The following is a 17,949-nucleotide window of genomic DNA, read 5'->3' on the forward strand; positions in this document are numbered from 1 at the left end:
CCGCCGTGCGGGAGCACCGCCGTGCTGCCTGAGCAGCACCGGATGAGGACCTCGGCCCAGTTCCGGGCCACCACGCGTTCCGGCGCCCGCAGCGGGCGCCGGAACGTCGTCGTCTCCGTGCGCGCCACCCGCCCGGGGGACCCGGTGCGGGTGGGCTTCGTCGTGTCCAAGGCCGTGGGCAACGCCGTCCGGCGGAACCGGGTCAAGCGCCGGCTGCGCGCGCTCGCCCAGTCCACGGTCAGGCGGGCGCCGTACGGTTACGACGTCGTCGTGCGGGCGCTGCCCCCCGCCGCGGCCGCCCCCTGGCCGGAGCTGGCGGCCGACTGGGACGGGGCGTGGCGCACGGCGTCCTCGCGGGCCGGGGTGCCCGCGGCCGAGCAGGACCCCGCCGGACGGGAGGAGCCCGAGTCATGAGCGAGCACGCTCACGCGCCCGAGGACCTCCTCGCCGCGGCGCCGGAGGAGTACGTGCGCCCCGCCACGGCCGGGCAGGCGGTGGCCCTCCTCCCCCAGAACCTGCTCATCGCGCTGCTGAAGCTCTACCGCCGGATCGTCTCGCCGCTCTACGGCGACGTCTGCCGCTACTTCCCCACCTGTTCCGCGTACGCGCTGGAGGCCGTCACGGTGCACGGCGCCGCGCGCGGGCTCGGACTGAGCGTCCGCCGGCTGCTGCGCTGCCACCCCTGGGCCGCGGGCGGGATCGACAGGGTGCCGCCGGGAGGCCGGGAGTTCCCCGACCTCGCGTCCCTGCCCAAGATCATGCTGCTGAACCACCCCACCCCGGCCGACCGCCGGCAGTACCGTCCCGCGGCGGACCCCGGTCCCGCGGCCCAAGGAGAGCCTTCCCCATGAACCTGTTCGAACTGATCCTCTTCCCCTTCAGGTGGGTCGTCTCGGCCGTGCTGTGGGTCTTCCACGAGCTGCTCACCGCCGTGGGCATGGACCCCGCGGCCGGCATCACCTGGGTGCTGTGCATCGTGGGCCTGACCCTCGTGATGCGCACGCTGACCATCCCGCTGTTCCTCAAGCAGATCAAGTCCATGCGCGGCATGCAGGAGCTGCAGCCGGAGATGGCGAAGCTGCAGGCCAAGTACAAGGGCAAGAAGGACCAGCTCTCCCGCCAGGCCATGGCGCAGGAGCAGATGGAGCTGTACAAGAAGCACGGCTCCAACCCGTTCTCGGCGTGCCTGCCGATCCTCGTGCAGATGCCGATCTTCTTCGGCCTGTTCCAGGTGCTCAACGGCGTGCCGAAGTCCGCCGCCGCCGGCGAGTCGATCCACGTGCTCCCCCCGAACATGGTCCAGTCCTTCAACGAGGCGACGTTCTTCGGGGCCCCGCTGTTCTCCACGCTGCTCAACCCCGGCGACGGCGACCGGCTCGCGACCATCGTGCTCGCGGTCGTGATGATCGTGGCGATGTCCGCCTCGCAGTTCATCACCCAGAAGCAGCTCACGGCGAAGAACATGAGCGAGACCGCCAAGGCCTCCCCCATGTACCGCCAGCAGCAGATGATGCTGTACCTGTTCCCCCTGGTCTTCGCGATCGGCGGCATCAACTTCCCCATCGGCGTGCTGATCTACTGGACCGTGTCGAACTTCTGGTCCATGGGCCAGCAGTGGTGGGTCATCCGCAACAACCCCACCCCCGGCTCCCAGGCCGAGCGCGAGCTCAACGAGCGCCGCGCCGCCAAGGGACTGCCCCCGCTGGGCAAGACCCAGGAGGAGCACGAGGCGGAGGTCGAGGAGAAGCGGGCCCGTGCGGCCGCGGGCCAGCGCCAGCAGCCCGTGGGCAAGAAGCGGCAGAAGCAGCAGGCGCGCAAGAAGCAGTCCCGGTGAGCGCGGCCGGTCCGACCGGCCCCCGCACCATCCCTCCCGCGGCGGGCGCCGACCCGGCCGCGGCACCCCACGGCCCCCAGGAGACGACCATGACCGAGAACCGGCCCACCGTCCAGGACACCGACGAGCAGCCGCCCGCCGCGGGCGGCGCACCGGCCGGGACGGACCAGGAGCTGCCCGCCGGGGACGCCCCCGTGCCCGGCCCCGCCCTCGACCCGCTCGAGGAGGAGGGCGAGGTCGCGGCGGACTACCTCGAGGAGCTGCTCGACACCGCCGACCTCGACGGCGACATCGACATCGAGGTCCGCGACGGGCGGACCTACCTGTCGGTGGTGGCCGAGGGGGACGACGACGACGCCCTCTCCGCGCTCGTGGGCGAGGACGGCGAGGTCCTCGAGGCCCTGCAGGAGCTCGTGCGGCTGTCGGTGCTCGCGGCCACGGGCCGCCGGTCGCGGCTGGTGCTCGACGTCGGCGGGCACCGCGCCCGGCGGGCGGACTCGCTGCGGGAGCTGGCCCTCGAGGCGGTGCAGAAGGCCCGCGAGACCGGCGCCTCGGTGCACCTCGACCCGCTGTCCGCCTACGAGCGCAAGATCGTCCACGACGTGGTCGCCGAGCACGGCCTGATCAGCGAGTCCGAGGGCGAGGGCGAGTCCCGGCACATCGTCGTCACGGCCGAGCCCGCCCGATGACGACCGCGGAGCGTCCCGCACCCGACCCGCAGGAGCCGCCCGTCCCCGACGCCCGGGAGCGGGCCGCCGCCGAGCGGCTCTTCGGCCCCCGGCTCGGCCTCGCCGAGCGCTACGTGGCGCACCTGGCCTCCTCCGGCATCGTGCGCGGGCTGATCGGCCCGCGGGAGGTCCCCCGGCTGTGGAGCCGGCACGTGCTCAACTGCGCCGTGGTCGAGGAGCTGGTCCCCGAGGGGGCGCGGGTCGTCGACGTGGGCTCCGGCGCCGGGCTGCCCGGCCTGTGCCTGGCGCTGGCCCGCCCGGACCTGAGCATGACCCTCGTGGAGCCCCTCGAGCGCCGCGTCCAGTGGCTTGAGGAGGTCGTGGCCGACCTGGGCCTGGCGAACGTGCGGATCCTGCGGGCCCGCGCGGAACAGGCCCGCGACGAGGTCGGCGAGGTCGACGTCGTGACTGCCCGGGCCGTCTCGGCGCTCACGGGGCTGCTCGACATCACCCTCCCCCTGCTGCGGGGCCGGGGCGAGCTGCTCGCCCTCAAGGGCCGCACGGCCGCCGACGAGGTGGCGAAGGCGCGCAAGAAGCTGCACCGCTACGCCGCGCGCTCCACCGAGATCGTCACGGCGGGCGCCGAGCTGCTCGAGGAGCCGACCACGGTCGTGCGCGTGCGGCTCTGAGCGGTCCCCGCTCCCCCGCGCCGGCGGGCGGCCGGGACCGCGTGCGCCGCGGCCGCGGGAGGTCGGCGGTAGGCTGGAGCGCGTGCGCGCAGACCCTGCCCCGCCGGGACCGGGGCGCGGACCCGGTGCCCGGTCCCGCGCGGACGGGGCGCCCCGACGCGACGTGTTCGAGACGAACCGGGAAGGTGCGACGTTCGATGACCATCGGCGAGGGCGCGGAGAGCGGCCAGGGGATCGACATGGGATTTCCCCCCGATCCCGTTGAACAACCGATGAAGGTTGTTCCTGATCGGGGCACCCGTGTTTCACGTGAAACGGACGCGCTGCGTCCGCAGAGGACCACAACGATGGCGGAGGATTCGCCGCTGGGGAGGAAGCTCGTGGAAGAGACCAGGCGCCGCGCCAGGCTGCGCAACGTCGAGCTGGAGAAGCCTGCGAGCACGCGGGTCTTCACCATCAGCAACCAGAAGGGCGGCGTCGGCAAGACCAGCACCTCGGTCAACCTCGCCGTCGCCCTCGCCCGGCAGGGCCAGAACGTGCTGGTGATCGACAACGACCCGCAGGGCAACGCCTCCACCGCACTCGGCGTGGAGCACAGCTCCGAGGTGGACAGCACCTACGACGTCCTCATCGACGAGATGCCCATCGCCGACGTCGTCAAGCCCTCGGCGGAGGCGGAGAACCTGTGGGTCGTCCCCGCAACGATCGACCTGGCCGGCGCCGAGATCGAGCTCGTCTCCATGGTCGCCCGCGAGCACCGCCTGCGCCAGGCGATCGAGGCGTACGCGAAGCACCGCGAGGCGCAGGGCCTGGAGCGCCTCGACTACGTCTTCATCGACTGCCCGCCGAGCCTCGGCCTGCTCACGCTCAACGCCTTCGTGGCGGCCACCGAGGTCCTCATCCCCATCCAGTGCGAGTACTACGCGCTGGAGGGGCTGAGCCAGCTGCTGAAGAACATCGAGATGATCCAGAAGCACCTCAACCCGGCGCTGAAGGTCTCCACGATCCTGCTCACGATGTACGACGGCCGGACCAACCTGGCCTCGCAGGTCGCCGAGGAGGTCCGGAACCACTTCCCCGACGAGGTCCTCGAGACGATGATCCCCCGCTCGGTGCGCATCTCGGAGGCCCCCAGCTACCAGCAGAGTGTCATCAGCTACGACCCGAGCTCGACCGGCGCACTCTCCTACCTCGAGGCGGCCGCGGAGATCGCGCAGAAACCGGTGCGCTGAGCCACCGCCCCCCCGGTCTCCCGCCGCCCCCGTCCTGTTCCGACAGGGCGGGGGCGCCGTCCGTCGGGAGCCGAGGCGCTCACGTCCGGCACCGTTCGACGGGCGGTGCGTTTCACGTGACACACGACATCAGCACTGTGGCGTTCTGTTTCACGTGAAACAAAACAGTGTCTGAAGCCCGTGCTGTTTCACGTGAAAAAAGACAGTGCCTGCGGCCCGTGCTGTTTCGCGTGGAACGGATCAGTGCCCGCGTCCCGCCCTGCTGTCCGTGGAGCGCAGCGGCACGACGTCTCGTGCCCGCTGGCGGGGGCGGCAGGGGTGCCTCGTCCGCCTCCTTCGTGCGCACGGAACACGGCTGACGGCCGTGGCGGCGACGCGCCAGTCCGTCGTGGGACACGCCGACCGTTCGGCCGCGACGTCCTGAACCACGGGGCGGCGACGTCTCCCGGCTGCTCGGTGTCCCGCGTTCTCGACCCGGAACGGCCGGTCCCCCGTCGGCCCGGATCGTCCGGTCGGTCGCGTGCCGCTCGGATAGGATGGTCCGGATTGCCGGAGCATCGAGAGGAACGACGTGGCAGAACGACGACGGGGTCTGGGGCGCGGTCTGGGCGCCCTGATCCCGAGCACCCCACCCGCAGCGGCGGCAGACGCACCGGGGACGACGACGCCCGAGCGTGGCACCTCCGAGGGCGGTCGCGCGCCGTCCGGCGCGACCGCGGGAGCGACGCCCCCCTCCGCCGCACCCACCGTCCGGGGCGGCACGTCCCCCGCCGCGACGCCGGCGAAGAGCCGGGACGAGATCCGGTCGTCGGCATCGAACGGTGCGCCGTCCCCCCAGGACGGGGGCGCGGAGCGTGGCGTGCCCGCGGAGCGGACGGGGACGAAGGAGCAGCCGAAGCACGGGCGCACCACGTCCGCGACCGGATCGGGAGGCAGGCGGACCGTCAGCCCGGCCGCACGGCAGAAGGCCATGAAGTCACGGATGGACATGGGCGAGGCCCTGCGCAACACCACGCTGGTCAGCCGGCCCTCGGACATGTTCTTCCTTCCCTCCACCTCGGCATCCGGGCAGGAGACGGAGTCCTCACCTGCGTCCGCTGTTTCACGTGAAACGGCTGAACCCGCGGGAACCGAGGACTCCGCGGCGTCCTCGAACGCCGCCGCGTTATCGACGCCCGAGGAGCGGTCGTCGAAGCGAACGGATCGGGCCGCGGATGGATCGTCCTCCGCCGCACGTGACCGTCCTGCGCAGAGCATGGGGAAGAACGGCACGGACCGCACCGGGGGGAAGGCCGAGAACTCCGCTCCGGCGGACACGGAGCCGACTCCGGAAGCCACGCCGGACCGTGTTTCACGTGAAACAGACGCTGCCGCGGCGGAAGACACCCCGACGCTGGACATCCCCGCTCCGACCGTCACCCCGGCATCAGCGGGGAAGGTCGGCGCTCCACTCGCCGGTGTTTCACGTGAAACCGACACGGCCGCCTCCACCGGGCCCGCGGCGGACCCCGACGCGGCGGACGGCCCGGACACGGCCGACGAGCCGGAGCTCGTCGACGTGGCCGGGGCCCGCTTCGCCGAGATCCGGGTCGTGGACATCCACCCCAACCGGAAGCAGCCGCGCCAGGTCTTCGACGAGGAGGAGCTCGCCGAGCTGGCCTACTCGATCGGCGAGCTCGGTGTCCTCCAGCCCATCGTCGTGCGGCGCAGCCGGGAAGCGGGGGAGTCCCCGTACGAGCTGGTCATGGGCGAACGGCGGTGGCGGGCCACGCAGCGCGCCGGCCTGGAGACCATCCCGGCCATCGTGCGTGAGACCGCCGACGACGCGCTGCTGCGGGATGCGCTCCTCGAGAACCTGCACCGCAGCCAGCTCAACCCGCTCGAGGAGGCCGCCGCCTACCAGCAGCTGATGGAGGAGTTCGGCGCGACCCAGGAGGAGCTCTCCCGCAGGATCGGCCGCTCCCGCCCGCAGATCAGCAACACCATCCGGCTGCTCCGCCTCCCACCGCTCGTCCAGCGCCGGGTCGCCGCCGGTGTCCTCTCCTCGGGGCACGCGCGGGCCCTGCTGGCGCTCTCGGACCCCGCCGAGATGGAGCGGCTGGCCCAGCGCATCGTGGCGGAGGGACTGTCCGTGCGGGCCACCGAGGAGGCCGTGGCGCTGCTGGACGGCGGCAAGCGCTCGACGAAGCGCTCCCCGGCCTCGACGTCGCGCCACCAGGAGCGTCTCGACTACATCGCGGACGCCTTCTCCGACCGGCTCGACACCGCCGTGAAGATCGCCCTCGGGGCGCGGAAGGGCCGCATGACCATCGAGTTCGCCTCGGTCGAGGACCTCAACCGCATCATCGAGGTGCTGGACCCGGGCATCGAGCGGGACTGAGCAGCACCGTCCCGGGCCCGGCCCGGGGAGCGGACGGGCCCCGATGTTCCACGTGGAACATCGGGGCCCGCGGCGTTCCGGCCGGCGTGCGGTGCTCAGCCGCCGTTGTAGCCCGCGACGTCGTCGAGGCGCATCGTGCCCGTCGGGTGGTCCTCCTCGGCGAGCAGGTACATCCGCTGGAGCCCGAAGACGATCGCCTCCGCCAGGTGACTGCGGTGCTCCGTGCCGGCCAGGGCCGCGCGGTCCGCGGCATTGGAGAGGTAGCCCAGGTCGAGCCAGGCCGTGGGCGCCCCGGCGGCGCGCAGCAGCGACCACTGGCGGGGGTGGGTGCCCAGGTCCAGGGCGCCGGTGCGGGCGACCATCTCCTTGAGCACGAGGGTCGCGGCGCGCTCCCCGATGGGGGAGTAGATCTCGTGGGTCTCCACGTCGCCCCAGTAGAACGAGGCGAGCCCGCCCGCCGCCTCGGTGCGGTTCCAGTCGCAGTGCAGTGTCAGGACGACGGCCTCCGGATGCTCCGCGAGGACCGGGGCAGGGTCCGGCACGGTCCGGACCGCCTGGCCCCCGCGGACCGGCGCGGCGCCGACGGCGGCCACGAGCACGGGGTCCGCCCCGATCTCCGCCAGCAGCGAGGCCGCCCGGGCCGCGACGTCGGTCGTGACCTCCCCGGCCCTGACGGGGAAGTCGGCGGGGGCCCCGGCCGGCGGCTGCTGCCCGGCGGCGGGGGAGGGCACCAGGACCACGCAGCGGTCGCGCAGGGCGGAGGACGCCCGCTCGAGCCGGTGGTAGTCGCGCAGCGAGAAGGCCTTGGAGGAGGTGATGTTCTTGTTGATCCGGGCCAGAGCCGCGATCGTCTCCCGGTCGACCACGCCGGTGGGGGCCAGGCCCAGGCTCTGCTGGAGCTCCACGACCGCGTGGTGGGTCCCGCTGCCGAAGACGCCGTCGAGATGACCGTAGTAGAAACCCAACCGGGAAAGGTTGTGCTGCAGGCGGGAGACGTCGTCACCCCGCAGAGGGTCCTGATCGTCGAGCTGAAGCGTCCGGTCGCCCAGGGAGTACTGCGCCTCGTTGAGGGCGCGGTCGGTCTCCGGGCCCACGGCGCCGTCGACGATCAGCCCGCGCTCCTGCTGGAAGGCGCGCACGGCGGCGTCGACGTGGTCGTCGAAGACGGAGGGGTCGTTGACGTCCTGCGGGGCGAGGTAGGCGACGGTGACGCCGGCGCGGAGCAGGCGCTCCCGCAGGCTCACCACGCGCCGGCTCCTGGTGGCGCGGCGCAGCATCGGTTCGGTCGGATCGGGTGTCATGGCGGTCCCACGGGTCGTCGGTCGGGGGGAGGGTCGGTGCAGGAAGGGCTCGTCCGTCCGCTCCGGGACGGAGGGGACGGACGAGCCCGGGGTGGGCCGAACGGCGGGACCGTCAGCTCGCGGGGGTGAGGTACTCGGCGAACTCCTTCTCGAGGGCGCTCTTGGGCTTGGCGCCGATGGCCTTCTTGACCACCTCGCCGCCGGAGAAGAGATAGATCGCCGGGATGGAGGTGATCCCGTACTGCGAGGCGACGGCGGGGTTCTCGTCGACGTTGAGCTTGACGACCTCGACCGCGTCGGCGTGCTCGGCCGCGATGGCGTCGAGCACGGGCCCGACCATGCGGCAGGGCCCGCACCACTCGGCCCAGAAGTCCACGATGACGGGCTTGTCGGACTCCAGGACCTCGGTGCGGAAGTCGGCGTCGGTGACGTTCTTGGCGGCGCTCATGGTCTCTCCTTCTCCGGGCGCCGGGGCGCTGGTGCGCCGGCGCCCACGGTGGGCGGTCCGTCCGGGGACGGACCCGGTTCCATTGTGGGGCACCGTGCGGGCCGCGGGGTCCGCACGGTGCCGGGGGCTCAGCTGTGCAGGACCGAGCGGCTGTCCAGGGCCGCGAGGTAGTGCTCGACGTCGACGGCGGCCACGCAGCCGGAGCCGGCCGCCGTGATGGCCTGGCGGTAGGTCGGGTCGACGACGTCGCCCGCGGCGAAGACGCCGGCGAGGCTCGTGGTGGAACTGCGGCCGTCCACGGCGATGGTGCCGTCCGCGGTCAGCTCCAGCTGGTCCTTGACGAGGTCGGTGCGGGGGTCGGAGCCGATGGCGACGAACAGGCCGGTGACGGCCAGCTCGGAGGTCTCCTTGGTGACGGTGTCGCGCAGCACGAGGGACTCGACCTTGTCGGCGCCGTTGATGCCCACGACCTCGCTGTTCCACAGGATCTCGATCTTCGGGTCGTCGAAGGCCCGCTGCTGCATGATCTCGGAGGCGCGGAAGGCCTCGCGGCGGTGGATGATCGTGACCTTCGAGGCGAACTTGGTGAGGAAGGTCGCCTCCTCGATCGCCGAGTCGCCGCCGCCGACCACGGCGATGTGCTGCTCCTTGAAGAAGAAGCCGTCGCAGGTCGCGCACCAGCTCACGCCGTGGCCGGAGAGGCGCTTCTCGTCGGGCAGCCCCAGCTCGCGGTAGGCGGAGCCCGTGGCGACGATGACGGCGCGGGCGCGGTGCACGGAGCCGTCCTCGAGGGTCAGGGTCTTGATCTCGCCCTCGAGGTCGGCGGCGACGACGTCCTCGTAGCGGATGTCGGCGCCGAAGCGCTCGGCCTGTTGCTGCATGTTGGCCATCAGCTCGGGGCCCATGATGCCCTCCACGAACCCGGGGTAGTTCTCCACCTCGGTCGTGTTCATCAGCTCGCCGCCGGCGGTGACCGAGCCGGCGAAGACGACCGGCTTCAGGTTCGCGCGCGCGGTGTAGATCGCGGCGGTGTAGCCGGCCGGGCCGGAACCGACGACGACGACCTCGTGGACGGTCTCGTCCTCGGCGGCGGCCGTCGGCACCTCGCGCTGCGCGGCGAGGTCCAGGGCGTTGATGACGGGACCGAAGTCGGGGCTCACTGTGATGCTGACCTTCCGTGAACGGGGGCGGCCGGGCACGCCCGGCCGCGGGGACCACTGGGAGAACGGGCCGTGCGCGGCGGATATTCCGGTGCCGCCCCCGCCCGGGCGCGGGCCGCGGGGCTCACTGCAGGGCGATCTCGCCGATCCGCAGGCCGTACTGGAAGCCCGCGATGGGGTTCGTCAGCTGCGGCAGCTGGGTCCAGTTGACGATCACGTAGCGGTGGTCCTCCTCCTGGGCGGCGGGGGAGAGGGAGACCGTGATGTCCGGGCCGGTGAAGGAGCCGGACCCGACCTGCTGCGCGCCCTCCAGGGTGGGGGAGTCGTTGACGTAGACGTCGAAGAGCCCGCCGGAGCCCGCGGACTGGCTGATCAGCACCTCCTCGACGGGGGCGGCCTCCTCGAGCTCGACGACGAGGCCCACGCTGGGCGCCTGGTTGCCGAAGTTCTGGTCGGAGAAGCCGTAGCTGATCCAGTAGGTGGCGGGGTTGCCGTCGACCGTCTGGCCCAGCTGCGCGTCCTGGTCGGCCATGAAGCCCGGGTTCGTGGGCACGATCCGCTGCACGGACGCCGCCTGCGGCTCGGGCCCGTCCTCCTCGGCCGCGCTGGGCTGCGCCGAGGGCTGCCCGTCGTCGTCCTGGGCGGGCGCGGGGGCCTGCGTGCTCGTGCCGGGGTCCGCCCCGCCGAAGAGCCCGCCGAGCCGGTCGAAGCTGAGCACCACGGCCCCGACCAGCAGGGCCAGCAGCAGCAGGAGCAGCCACACGAGGCCGCGCCCGCCCCGGCGCTCGCGCGGTGCGGGGGAGCTCGCGGGCTGCGGGGCCTCCGGCTCGGCGTATGGGGTCTCCTGGTGCTCGTCGTACCAGCTGTCGTAGCGGTTGTCGCCGTCGTAGCCGGGGTCCACCTCGGTGCCCACGGACCGGCCGGCCGCCGCGGCCGTGCCGCCCGCGGCGGCCCGGTCGAACATGGTGGTGCGGGTCGAGGTCGCGCTCACCCGCACCGGCCGGCCGAGCCGGGTCCGGACGCTGGGGGCGGGGGCGGCGTCGTCGTAGGAGTCGTCGTCCTCCCACCGGGTGACCTTGGGCTGGGGGGCGGTGGGGCCGGGACCGCCGGAGGGCGCGTCGGGGACCACCGGGGTCGGGCTGGTGGGCTCGGGCTCCTCGTAGAGGTAGGCGCCGCCGCCCGTGGCGCGCGGGGCGCCGAAGATGTCGTCGCCGAGCGACTCGTCCTCGACCTCGTGGGGCTCCACGAGCAGGGAGTCGAGCATGTCCGCCGCCGGGGCGTGGGAGGTCACGAGGTAGGTCTGCGCCTCCGCCTGGCCGAGGTCGAGGATCTGGAAGGGCGCCCCGATGCTGCCGTTGGCCATCGACCGGGCGTTCTCCACGAGCAGCGCGGTGTGCTGCTCCGCCGGCAGGAGGATGGACACGCGCCGGCCCAGGATCTGGTCCTGACCCTCGAGGACGTGGTCGCCCTCGGCCGTGGAGAGCACGTCGGCGACGACCTTGTAGCGTCCGCCGAGGACGGCTCCGAGCTTCAGCGGTGCGGGCACGGTGGCTCCCTGGGGGTCGGGAATCCGCGGGGGCGGATTGCGGTGCGGGGCGGCGCCGGGCGGGCACCGGCCGGACAGCACTCTACCGGGCGCGGGGTCCCGCCGGTGGGAGATGTCCTCCTCCGCCGCAGGTCGCGGCGCGGGAGCGGAGGAGGCGGCTCAGCGCCCGAGCCGGGCCAGGACCGGGCGCAGGAGGCTGCCGAGCTCCTCGACGCGGCACAGGCGCAGGGCCACGAGGTAGACCGCGCCCATCGCGGTGCCGCCCACGGCGAGGACCACGACCGCCGTGAGCTGGCTGCCCCAGGCGAAGCCCGCGGGGTCGTAGCCGCCCAGCAGGTGCAGCACGACCGCCCCGGCCGCGCCGGCCAGCAGCGCCGCGGCGAGGATGCGGGCGTGGGAGTCGAGCACGCGGGCGACGTCGTAGTCGCCGACCCGGCGCACGAGCACGCGGTGGTAGAGCAGGGTGCTCAGCACGTTCTGGGCCGCGTAGCAGCCCGCGACCGCGAAGATCATGTGCTTGGGGGCCACGAACGCCCAGATCGCCGCGGCGCAGGCCACGGTGAACACGGCGACGCCGATCTGGACGAGGAACGGCGTGCGGGCGTCCTCCTGGGCGTAGAAGGCCCGGCCCAGCATGAAGGAGGTGGACATGAACGGCGCGCCGATCGCGATGACGGCGACCACCTGGCCCACGACCGCGCCCGCCGAGGGCACCCCGCCGCTGAAGAGCATCCCGAGCGGGCCCGCGTAGACGACCAGCGCCACGGCGGCGAAGACGGTCGCGACACCGGTGATCCGCAGGCTCGAGGACAGGGAGGAGACCATCCCCGCCCGGTCGCCCTCCGTGGCGGCCGCGGCCATGCGGTTGAACAGGACCGTGGCGATCGACAGCCCGATCACCCCGTGCGGCAGGGAGTAGAGCATCGAGGCCTGGTTGAGGGCGGTGACGCCCGCGATCTGCTGCGGGGGGTCCATCGCGAGGTGCTCGGGGCGGTAGCCGGTGGGGATCGCGGCGACCTTGGTGAGCACGAGGAACGCCAGGTTGGCGATCACCCCCGTGGCCAGGGTCCAGCCGCCCAGCCGCGCCGCGGTGGACAGCCCGATCCCGCGCCAGCCGAAGCGGGGGCGCAGGCCCAGGCCCAGGCGGCGCAGGGGCAGGAAGAGGATCAGGGCCTGCAGGACCACCCCGAGCGTCGCGGTCCCGGCCAGCCACAGGGTCTTGCCGGCGGTCCAGTTCTCGAGGGTGTGCGGGTCCTGCTGATAGGCGCCGAACTGCTGGACGAACACGAGCAGCCCGGCGATGGCCACGACGTTGTTGAGCACCGGGGCCCACATGTAGGCGCCGAACGCGCCCTTGGCGTTGAGCACCTGCCCGACCACGGTGTAGAGGCCGTAGAAGAACAGCTGCGGGAAGGTGAACAGCGCGAAGGTGGTCCCGAGGGCCAGCATGCCGTCGTCCCAGTCCGTGCCCATGAGCCGGATGATCGGCCCGGCGAGGACGACCACGACGGCGGCCACGCCCAGCAGCGCGAGCACGGCCAGGGTGAGCAGCCGGGAGATGTAGTCGGCGCCCTGGTCCTCGGCGTTGCGGGAGGCCTTGATGATCTGGGGGACCAGCACGGCGTTGAAGATGCCGCCGGCGACCAGCACGTAGATCAGGTTGGGCAGGGTGTTGGCCAGCTCGAAGACGTCGGCGACCGTGGTGACCGAGCCGACGGCCACGGTGATGAGCACGGCCTTGACGAAGCCGAGCACGCGGGAGACCAGCGTGCCCGAGGCCATGATGGCGCTGGAGGCCGCGCCCGAGCGGCGGACCGGGGCCGCGGCGGGGGCCGTCCCGGGGGCCGGTCCCGTGCCCGGCGCGGACGCGGTGCCCGCCGCCGGTCCCGAGGCGTCCCCGGGGCCGGTCTCAGAGCTGGTGGATGATGTATTCACGAGCGATGTCCGCGATGCGCCTCTCGTTGGGGAAGGACAGCCTGCGGCCGAGGTCGTCGATGTCCACCCACGCGACGTCCACGGCCTCGTGGTCCGGGTCGTTGTCGGTGGTCAGGTGCCCGCCCGTGGCGCGCAGCAGGAAGTGGTGGACCGTCTTGTGCACCCGGTGGCCCGAGACCGTGAACCAGTAGTCGATGCTGCCCAGCGGGCTCAGCACCTCCCCGGCGATGCCGGTCTCCTCCTCGATCTCGCGGATCGCGGCTTCCTCGTTGGTCTCCTCGTTCTCCGGGTGGCCCTTGGGCAGGCACCACTCGAGCCGCCCGCCCCGGTTGATCCGGGCGATGATCGCGACCGGGTGGGAGGGCAGCCCGAGATCGACCACGATCCCGCCGGCGGAGACTTCCTCGACCGTGGGCAGCGCGGCGGCCGGGGTGGTCGGCCGCTTCTTCGGTGCGCTGGGTACGGGGAAAGCCATGCCTCCTACCTTAGCCACAATCCTCTGCGCTCCCGCCGGGGCCCGCACGCGCCGGACGGGCGCCGCCCCCGCCCCCGGCGCCGCCTCCCGGGGGCCCGGGAGCTCTCTGGAAGAATGGGCGCCACCATGACCCAGCTGATCGATCCCTCCGCGATCCACCCCGCCGCCCTCGAGCTCGGGCGCCGCTTCGCCGACGCCGGCCACGACCTCTCCCTCGTGGGCGGGCCCGTGCGCGACCTGTTCCTGGGCCGCACCGCCCTGGACCTCGACTTCACCACCGACGCGACCCCCGACCGGACGCTCGAGGTGGTCGAGGGGTGGGCCGACGCCGTGTGGGAGATCGGCCGGGCCTTCGGGACCATCGGGCTGCGCAAGGGCCGGGCCCAGCTCGAGGTGACCACCTACCGGGCCGAGGCCTACGAGCCGGGCTCCCGCAAGCCGGTCGTGGCCTTCGGCGACCGGCTCGAGGACGACCTCTACCGCCGCGACTTCACGATCAACGCCATGGCGCTGCGCCTGCCGGACCTGGAGCTCGTGGACCCCCACGGCGGGATCAGGGACCTGCACGCCGGGGTGCTGCGCACCCCCGGCACCCCCGAGGACTCCTTCTCCGACGACCCGCTGCGGATGATGCGCGCCGCGCGCTTCGCCGCCCAGCTCGAGGTCGAGGTCGCCCCCGAGGTGGAGGAGGCGATGACGGCGATGGCGCAGCGGATCGGGATCGTCTCGGCCGAGCGGGTGCGCGAGGAGCTCGTGAAGCTGATCCGCGGCGCCCGGCCGCGGGCGGGGGTGGACCTCATGGTCCGCACCGGCCTGGCCGACGTCGTGCTGCCGGAGGTGCCCGCACTGCGCCTGGAGGTCGACGAGCACCACCGGCACAAGGACGTCTACGAGCACTCCCTGACGGTCCTGGAGCAGGCCGCCGCCCTCGAGACGGGCCCGGACGGGCCCGTGCCGGCCCCCGACTTCGTGCTGCGCTTCGCCGCGCTGATGCACGACGTCGGCAAGCCCGCGACCCGCCGCTTCGAGCCCTCCGGGGCGGTGAGCTTCCGCCACCACGAGGTGGTCGGGGCGAAGCTGACCGCCAAGCGGATGCGGGCCCTGCGCTTCGACAACGACACCGTCAAGCAGGTCGCCCGTCTCGTGGAGCTGCACATGCGCTTCTACGGCTACGGGGAGGCGGGATGGACCGACTCCGCGGTGCGCCGCTACGTGCGCGACGCCGGGGACGGGCTGGAGCGTCTGCACCGGCTGACCCGCGCCGACGTCACCTCGCGCAACCGGCGCAAGGTCGCCCGGCTGGCCGCCGCCTACGACGACCTCGAGCGGCGGATCGCGGAGCTCTCCGAGCAGGAGGAGCTCGCCGCGGTGCGGCCCGAGCTCGACGGCGAGCGGATCATGGCCGTGCTGGGCGTCCCGCCCGGACCGGTCGTGGGCCGGGCCTACCGCTTCCTCCTGGAGCTGCGCCTCGACGAGGGGGAGCTGGGGGCCGAGGAGGCGGAGCGGCGGCTGCGGGCCTGGGCGGCGGAGACCCTGTGAGCCTGCGGCTCGGGCCGTGGGTCCTGGCCGGACTGGCGCTGACGACGGCGCTGGCGGCCTACGTCGTGCGGCTCCCGTGCCGGCTCGTGTCCTGGGCGGAGCCGGAGAACTTCCGCCGGCTGTGCTACTCCGACCTCCCCACCCTGTATGCGTCCCGTGGCATGTCCGAGGGGCGGTTCCCGTACCTCGACCCGACCGCGCTGCTGGAGTACCCGGTGCTGCAGACCGTGGTCGCGAGCGCCACCGGCGTGCTGGCGCACGGCCTCGCGGGCGGCGCACCCCTGCATGTCGCTCAAGGAATATACTTCGACCTCAACGCCGTGCTGCTCGCGGCCGTGTGGGTCGGGGTCGTGCTCACGACCGCCCGGCTGGCGGCCCGGCCGGCCCCCGCGGTGCTCCTGGCCCTGGCGCCGGCCGTGGCGGTGACCGCGTTCATCAACTGGGACCTGTGGCCGGTGCTGTGCACCCTGCTCGCGCTGCTGGCCTTCCGCCGGGCGCGCTGGGTGCTCGGCGGGGTCGCCCTCGGGATCGGGGCGGCCTTCAAGCTCTTCCCCTTCTTCGTGCTCGGGGCGGTGGTCGTGCTGGCGCTGCGCCGCCGGGAGGCCGGGCCCGCGCTGCGCACCGCCGCCGGCACGGTGGGGGCGTGGGCGGCGGTCAACCTGCCCGCGGCCCTGGCCGACCCGCAGCAGTGGAGCTGGTTCTGGCGCTTCAGCGGTGACCGGGGGGCCGGGTTCTCCTCGGTCTGGCACTGGTTCAACGAGGTCGCGGCACCCCGGCTGGGCGTTTCCCTGCTCTCCGCGGAGGACATCACCGTCCTGGCACTGGGCGGGTTCGCCGCGGGCTGCGCGCTGGTCCTGGTCCTCGGCCTGCGGGCGCGGACGGAGCCGAGCCTCGAGCAGCTGGCCTTCCTGGTGCTGGCCGCGTTCGTGCTCACCAACAAGGTCTACTCCCCGCAGTTCCTGCTCTGGCTCGTGCCGCTGCTCGTGCTCGCCCGCCCGCGGGTGGGGGAGTTCGTGGTCTGGCAGCTGGTCGAGGTCTTCCACTGGGCCGCGGTCTTCACCTGGCTGGGGCACCTGGTCGTGGCGGCGGAGGGGCTGGGGACCGCCGCGGACGTCTACTTCACCGCCGTCGTGCTGCACACGCTGGTGCTGGGCTGGCTCGTGCTGCAGGTGGCCCGCGACGTCCTGCACGGGCGCCGGCCGGGCGCCGCGCCCACTGCGGCGGCGGAGGAGCCGGACGCCCGTGGGCAGCGGGCCGTCCCCGCGCAGCCGGCGGGACAGGACGGGCCGGCGGCCCACGACGGGCCGGTCGCGCACGAGGCACCGGCCGGCCGGGCAGCGGCGGGGCGCGCCGGCGACCCGGCCGGGCGCGCCGGCGACCCGGCCGGGCACGACGAGCGGCCCGCGCCGTGGACCCCCGGCGGGAGCCGCCCGTGAGCACCGGCGAGCGCGGCGGGACCCGCGCTCTGCTGATCGGCGCGAGCCTGTGGACGGTGCTCATGGCGCACCTGCTGCGCCTGCCCTGCCGGGTGCCCGGCTGGGACGCCGCCGAGCGCCTGCCCGGGCTGTGCGCGCCGGCCGGGACGGCCGGTGAGCAGCCCGCGCTGGTCGGGATGCTCACCGGGGTCCTCGGCTGGTTCTCGGCCCGGGTCGCCGCGCTGCTGGGCACGGACGGGACGGTCCTGGACGGGCTGCCGGGCCTGCTGCTGGTCCTCGCGTGGGTCGGGGTCGTCGCGGTCGTCTCCGCGCTGTCCGGGCGCCGCCAGGTGGACGCGTTCGTGCTGGCGCTGTCCCCGGTCGTGGTGCTGGTCGGGTTCTCCGCGTGGGACCTGCTGGCCGTGCTCCTGATGCTCACGGCCCTGCTGCTGCACGTGCGGGGCCGCCCGCTGCCGGCGGGGATCGTGCTGGGCCTGGCGGCCTCGGTCGCGCTCCTGCCGCTGGTGGTCCTCGGGGCCGTCCTCCTGCAGGGCCTGCGGGACCGGTACCTGCGCGACGCCCTCGTGGTGCTCGCGGGCACGGCCGCCACGTGGCTGCTCGTCAACGGCTGGACGCTGCTCACCGCGTGGGAGCGCCTGCGCGCCGGGGGCGGTTCCGCAGCGGCGGGGGAGGCCTCCCTGTGGCGCACGTGGGCGCGGACCGGGCTGGGCCCGGAGGCGGCCGGCACGGGGGCGTGGGCGCTGCCCGCGCTGCTGCTGGGCCTGGCCGCGGTGCTGCTGCTCGTGCTCCTCGCCCGGTGGGACCCGTCCGTGGTCCAGGTCTCGCTGCTGCTGCTCGCCGTGGTCGTCCTCGTGGACCGCCAGCACCCGCTGGTGCACGCGCTGTGGCTGCTGCCGCTCGTGCTGCTGGCCCGGCGGCGGTGGATCGAGCTGGCCGCGTGGCAGCTCGTGGAGGTGCTGTGGTGGACGGGCCTCGTCCTGCCCGGGCGGGCCCTGCCCGGCGGGGTCCTGCTCGGGCAGGACGCCCAGGAGTGGCTCACGGCCGCCCGGCTGCTGTTCGTGGTCTGGTTCCTGGCCGCGGTCGCCGTCGACGTCCTGCGCGGGCGCACGGCGATGGGCGGGACCTCCGCACGGCACGAGTGAGCTGCCCCGGCGCCGCGGCGGACCTCCGCCGCGCGGGGGAGGTCCGCCGCGGCCGCGGATCATCCCTCCGGTGGTCCCGGCGCGGGGGCGTCCTCGCCTAGGCTCGGGGGCGGAGCGCCGTGGCCACCCCACGCCCGCGCCCACGACCAGCCCGGAGCACGTGC

16 protein-coding genes are annotated in these 17,949 nt (G+C 73.8%); 10 read left to right on the forward strand and 6 right to left on the reverse strand.

What is annotated here, in order from left to right:
- The first annotated feature begins 21 nt into the window (after positions 1 to 21).
- From rnpA to AS188_RS17175, 7 genes are all read left to right on the forward strand, one after another.
- Complete coding sequence (rnpA, locus tag AS188_RS02865; RefSeq protein WP_058857571.1) at positions 22 to 414, forward strand: ribonuclease P protein component; 393 nt, start codon at positions 22 to 24, stop codon at positions 412 to 414.
- Complete coding sequence (gene yidD, locus AS188_RS02870) at positions 411 to 851, forward strand: membrane protein insertion efficiency factor YidD (protein ID WP_058857572.1); 441 nt, start codon at positions 411 to 413, stop codon at positions 849 to 851. The genes rnpA and yidD overlap by 4 nt, the downstream gene beginning before the upstream one ends.
- Positions 848 to 1,834: a membrane protein insertase YidC gene (gene yidC / locus AS188_RS02875; RefSeq protein ID WP_058857573.1), complete on the forward strand. Its 987-nt coding sequence runs from the start codon at positions 848 to 850 to the stop codon at positions 1,832 to 1,834. Before yidD ends, yidC begins: the two co-directional genes overlap by 4 nt.
- Before the next feature lie 89 nt (positions 1,835 to 1,923).
- Positions 1,924 to 2,523: a Jag family protein gene (locus tag AS188_RS02880; RefSeq protein WP_058859692.1), complete on the forward strand. Its 600-nt coding sequence runs from the start codon at positions 1,924 to 1,926 to the stop codon at positions 2,521 to 2,523.
- A complete protein-coding gene (rsmG, locus tag AS188_RS02885) occupies positions 2,520 to 3,191 on the forward strand; it encodes a 16S rRNA (guanine(527)-N(7))-methyltransferase RsmG (RefSeq protein WP_058857574.1) in 672 nt (223 codons plus the stop codon). The genes AS188_RS02880 and rsmG overlap by 4 nt, the downstream gene beginning before the upstream one ends.
- 380 nt (positions 3,192 to 3,571) lie before the next feature.
- A complete protein-coding gene (locus tag AS188_RS02890; RefSeq protein WP_236945034.1) occupies positions 3,572 to 4,423 on the forward strand; it encodes a ParA family protein in 852 nt (283 codons plus the stop codon).
- Between the two features lie 1,255 nt (positions 4,424 to 5,678).
- Positions 5,679 to 6,803: a ParB/RepB/Spo0J family partition protein gene (locus AS188_RS17175; protein ID WP_236945035.1), complete on the forward strand. Its 1,125-nt coding sequence runs from the start codon at positions 5,679 to 5,681 to the stop codon at positions 6,801 to 6,803.
- 95 nt (positions 6,804 to 6,898) lie between these two features.
- Here AS188_RS17175 and AS188_RS02900 read toward each other — a convergent pair whose 3' ends face one another.
- From AS188_RS02900 to AS188_RS02925, 6 genes are all read right to left on the reverse strand, one after another.
- Positions 6,899 to 8,104 (reverse strand): peptidoglycan-binding protein, encoded by a 1,206-nt coding sequence (locus AS188_RS02900; protein WP_058857577.1) that lies wholly within the window; start codon positions 8,102 to 8,104, stop codon positions 6,899 to 6,901.
- A 112-nt stretch (positions 8,105 to 8,216) separates the two neighbouring features.
- Positions 8,217 to 8,552: a thioredoxin gene (gene trxA / locus AS188_RS02905; RefSeq protein ID WP_058857578.1), complete on the reverse strand. Its 336-nt coding sequence runs from the start codon at positions 8,550 to 8,552 to the stop codon at positions 8,217 to 8,219.
- A 128-nt stretch (positions 8,553 to 8,680) separates the two neighbouring features.
- Positions 8,681 to 9,655 carry a thioredoxin-disulfide reductase gene (gene trxB, locus AS188_RS02910; RefSeq protein ID WP_236945089.1) on the reverse strand — a complete coding sequence of 325 codons (975 nt, stop codon included), beginning with the start codon at positions 9,653 to 9,655 and terminating at the stop codon, positions 8,681 to 8,683.
- Positions 9,656 to 9,836: 181 nt separating this feature from the next.
- The gene (locus AS188_RS02915; RefSeq protein ID WP_058857579.1) at positions 9,837 to 11,258 is read right to left on the reverse strand and encodes a hypothetical protein; all 1,422 of its coding nucleotides are present in this window, start codon (positions 11,256 to 11,258) and stop codon (positions 9,837 to 9,839) included.
- A gap of 159 nt (positions 11,259 to 11,417) precedes the next feature.
- On the reverse strand, positions 11,418 to 13,040 hold the full coding sequence (gene murJ, locus AS188_RS02920) for a murein biosynthesis integral membrane protein MurJ (RefSeq protein ID WP_058857580.1): 1,623 nt from the start codon (positions 13,038 to 13,040) through the stop codon (positions 11,418 to 11,420).
- 127 nt (positions 13,041 to 13,167) lie between these two features.
- Positions 13,168 to 13,668 (reverse strand): NUDIX domain-containing protein, encoded by a 501-nt coding sequence (locus AS188_RS02925; protein WP_058857581.1) that lies wholly within the window; start codon positions 13,666 to 13,668, stop codon positions 13,168 to 13,170.
- A 126-nt stretch (positions 13,669 to 13,794) separates the two neighbouring features.
- Here AS188_RS02925 and AS188_RS02930 point away from each other — a divergent pair, with 126 nt between their 5' ends.
- The 3 genes from AS188_RS02930 to AS188_RS02940 are packed head-to-tail and all read left to right on the forward strand — an operon-like array spanning position 13,795 to position 17,785.
- Positions 13,795 to 15,207 carry a CCA tRNA nucleotidyltransferase gene (locus tag AS188_RS02930; RefSeq protein WP_058859694.1) on the forward strand — a complete coding sequence of 471 codons (1,413 nt, stop codon included), beginning with the start codon at positions 13,795 to 13,797 and terminating at the stop codon, positions 15,205 to 15,207.
- Positions 15,204 to 16,643 carry a glycosyltransferase family 87 protein gene (locus AS188_RS02935; RefSeq protein WP_058857582.1) on the forward strand — a complete coding sequence of 480 codons (1,440 nt, stop codon included), beginning with the start codon at positions 15,204 to 15,206 and terminating at the stop codon, positions 16,641 to 16,643. The genes AS188_RS02930 and AS188_RS02935 overlap by 4 nt, the downstream gene beginning before the upstream one ends.
- Complete coding sequence (locus AS188_RS02940; RefSeq protein WP_236945036.1) at positions 16,640 to 17,785, forward strand: glycosyltransferase 87 family protein; 1,146 nt, start codon at positions 16,640 to 16,642, stop codon at positions 17,783 to 17,785. Before AS188_RS02935 ends, AS188_RS02940 begins: the two co-directional genes overlap by 4 nt.
- Positions 17,786 to 17,949 lie beyond the last annotated feature (164 nt).

The organism is Kocuria flava (genome assembly GCF_001482365.1).
In the GTDB taxonomy this organism is placed as follows: Bacteria; Actinomycetota; Actinomycetes; order Actinomycetales; family Micrococcaceae; genus Kocuria; species Kocuria flava.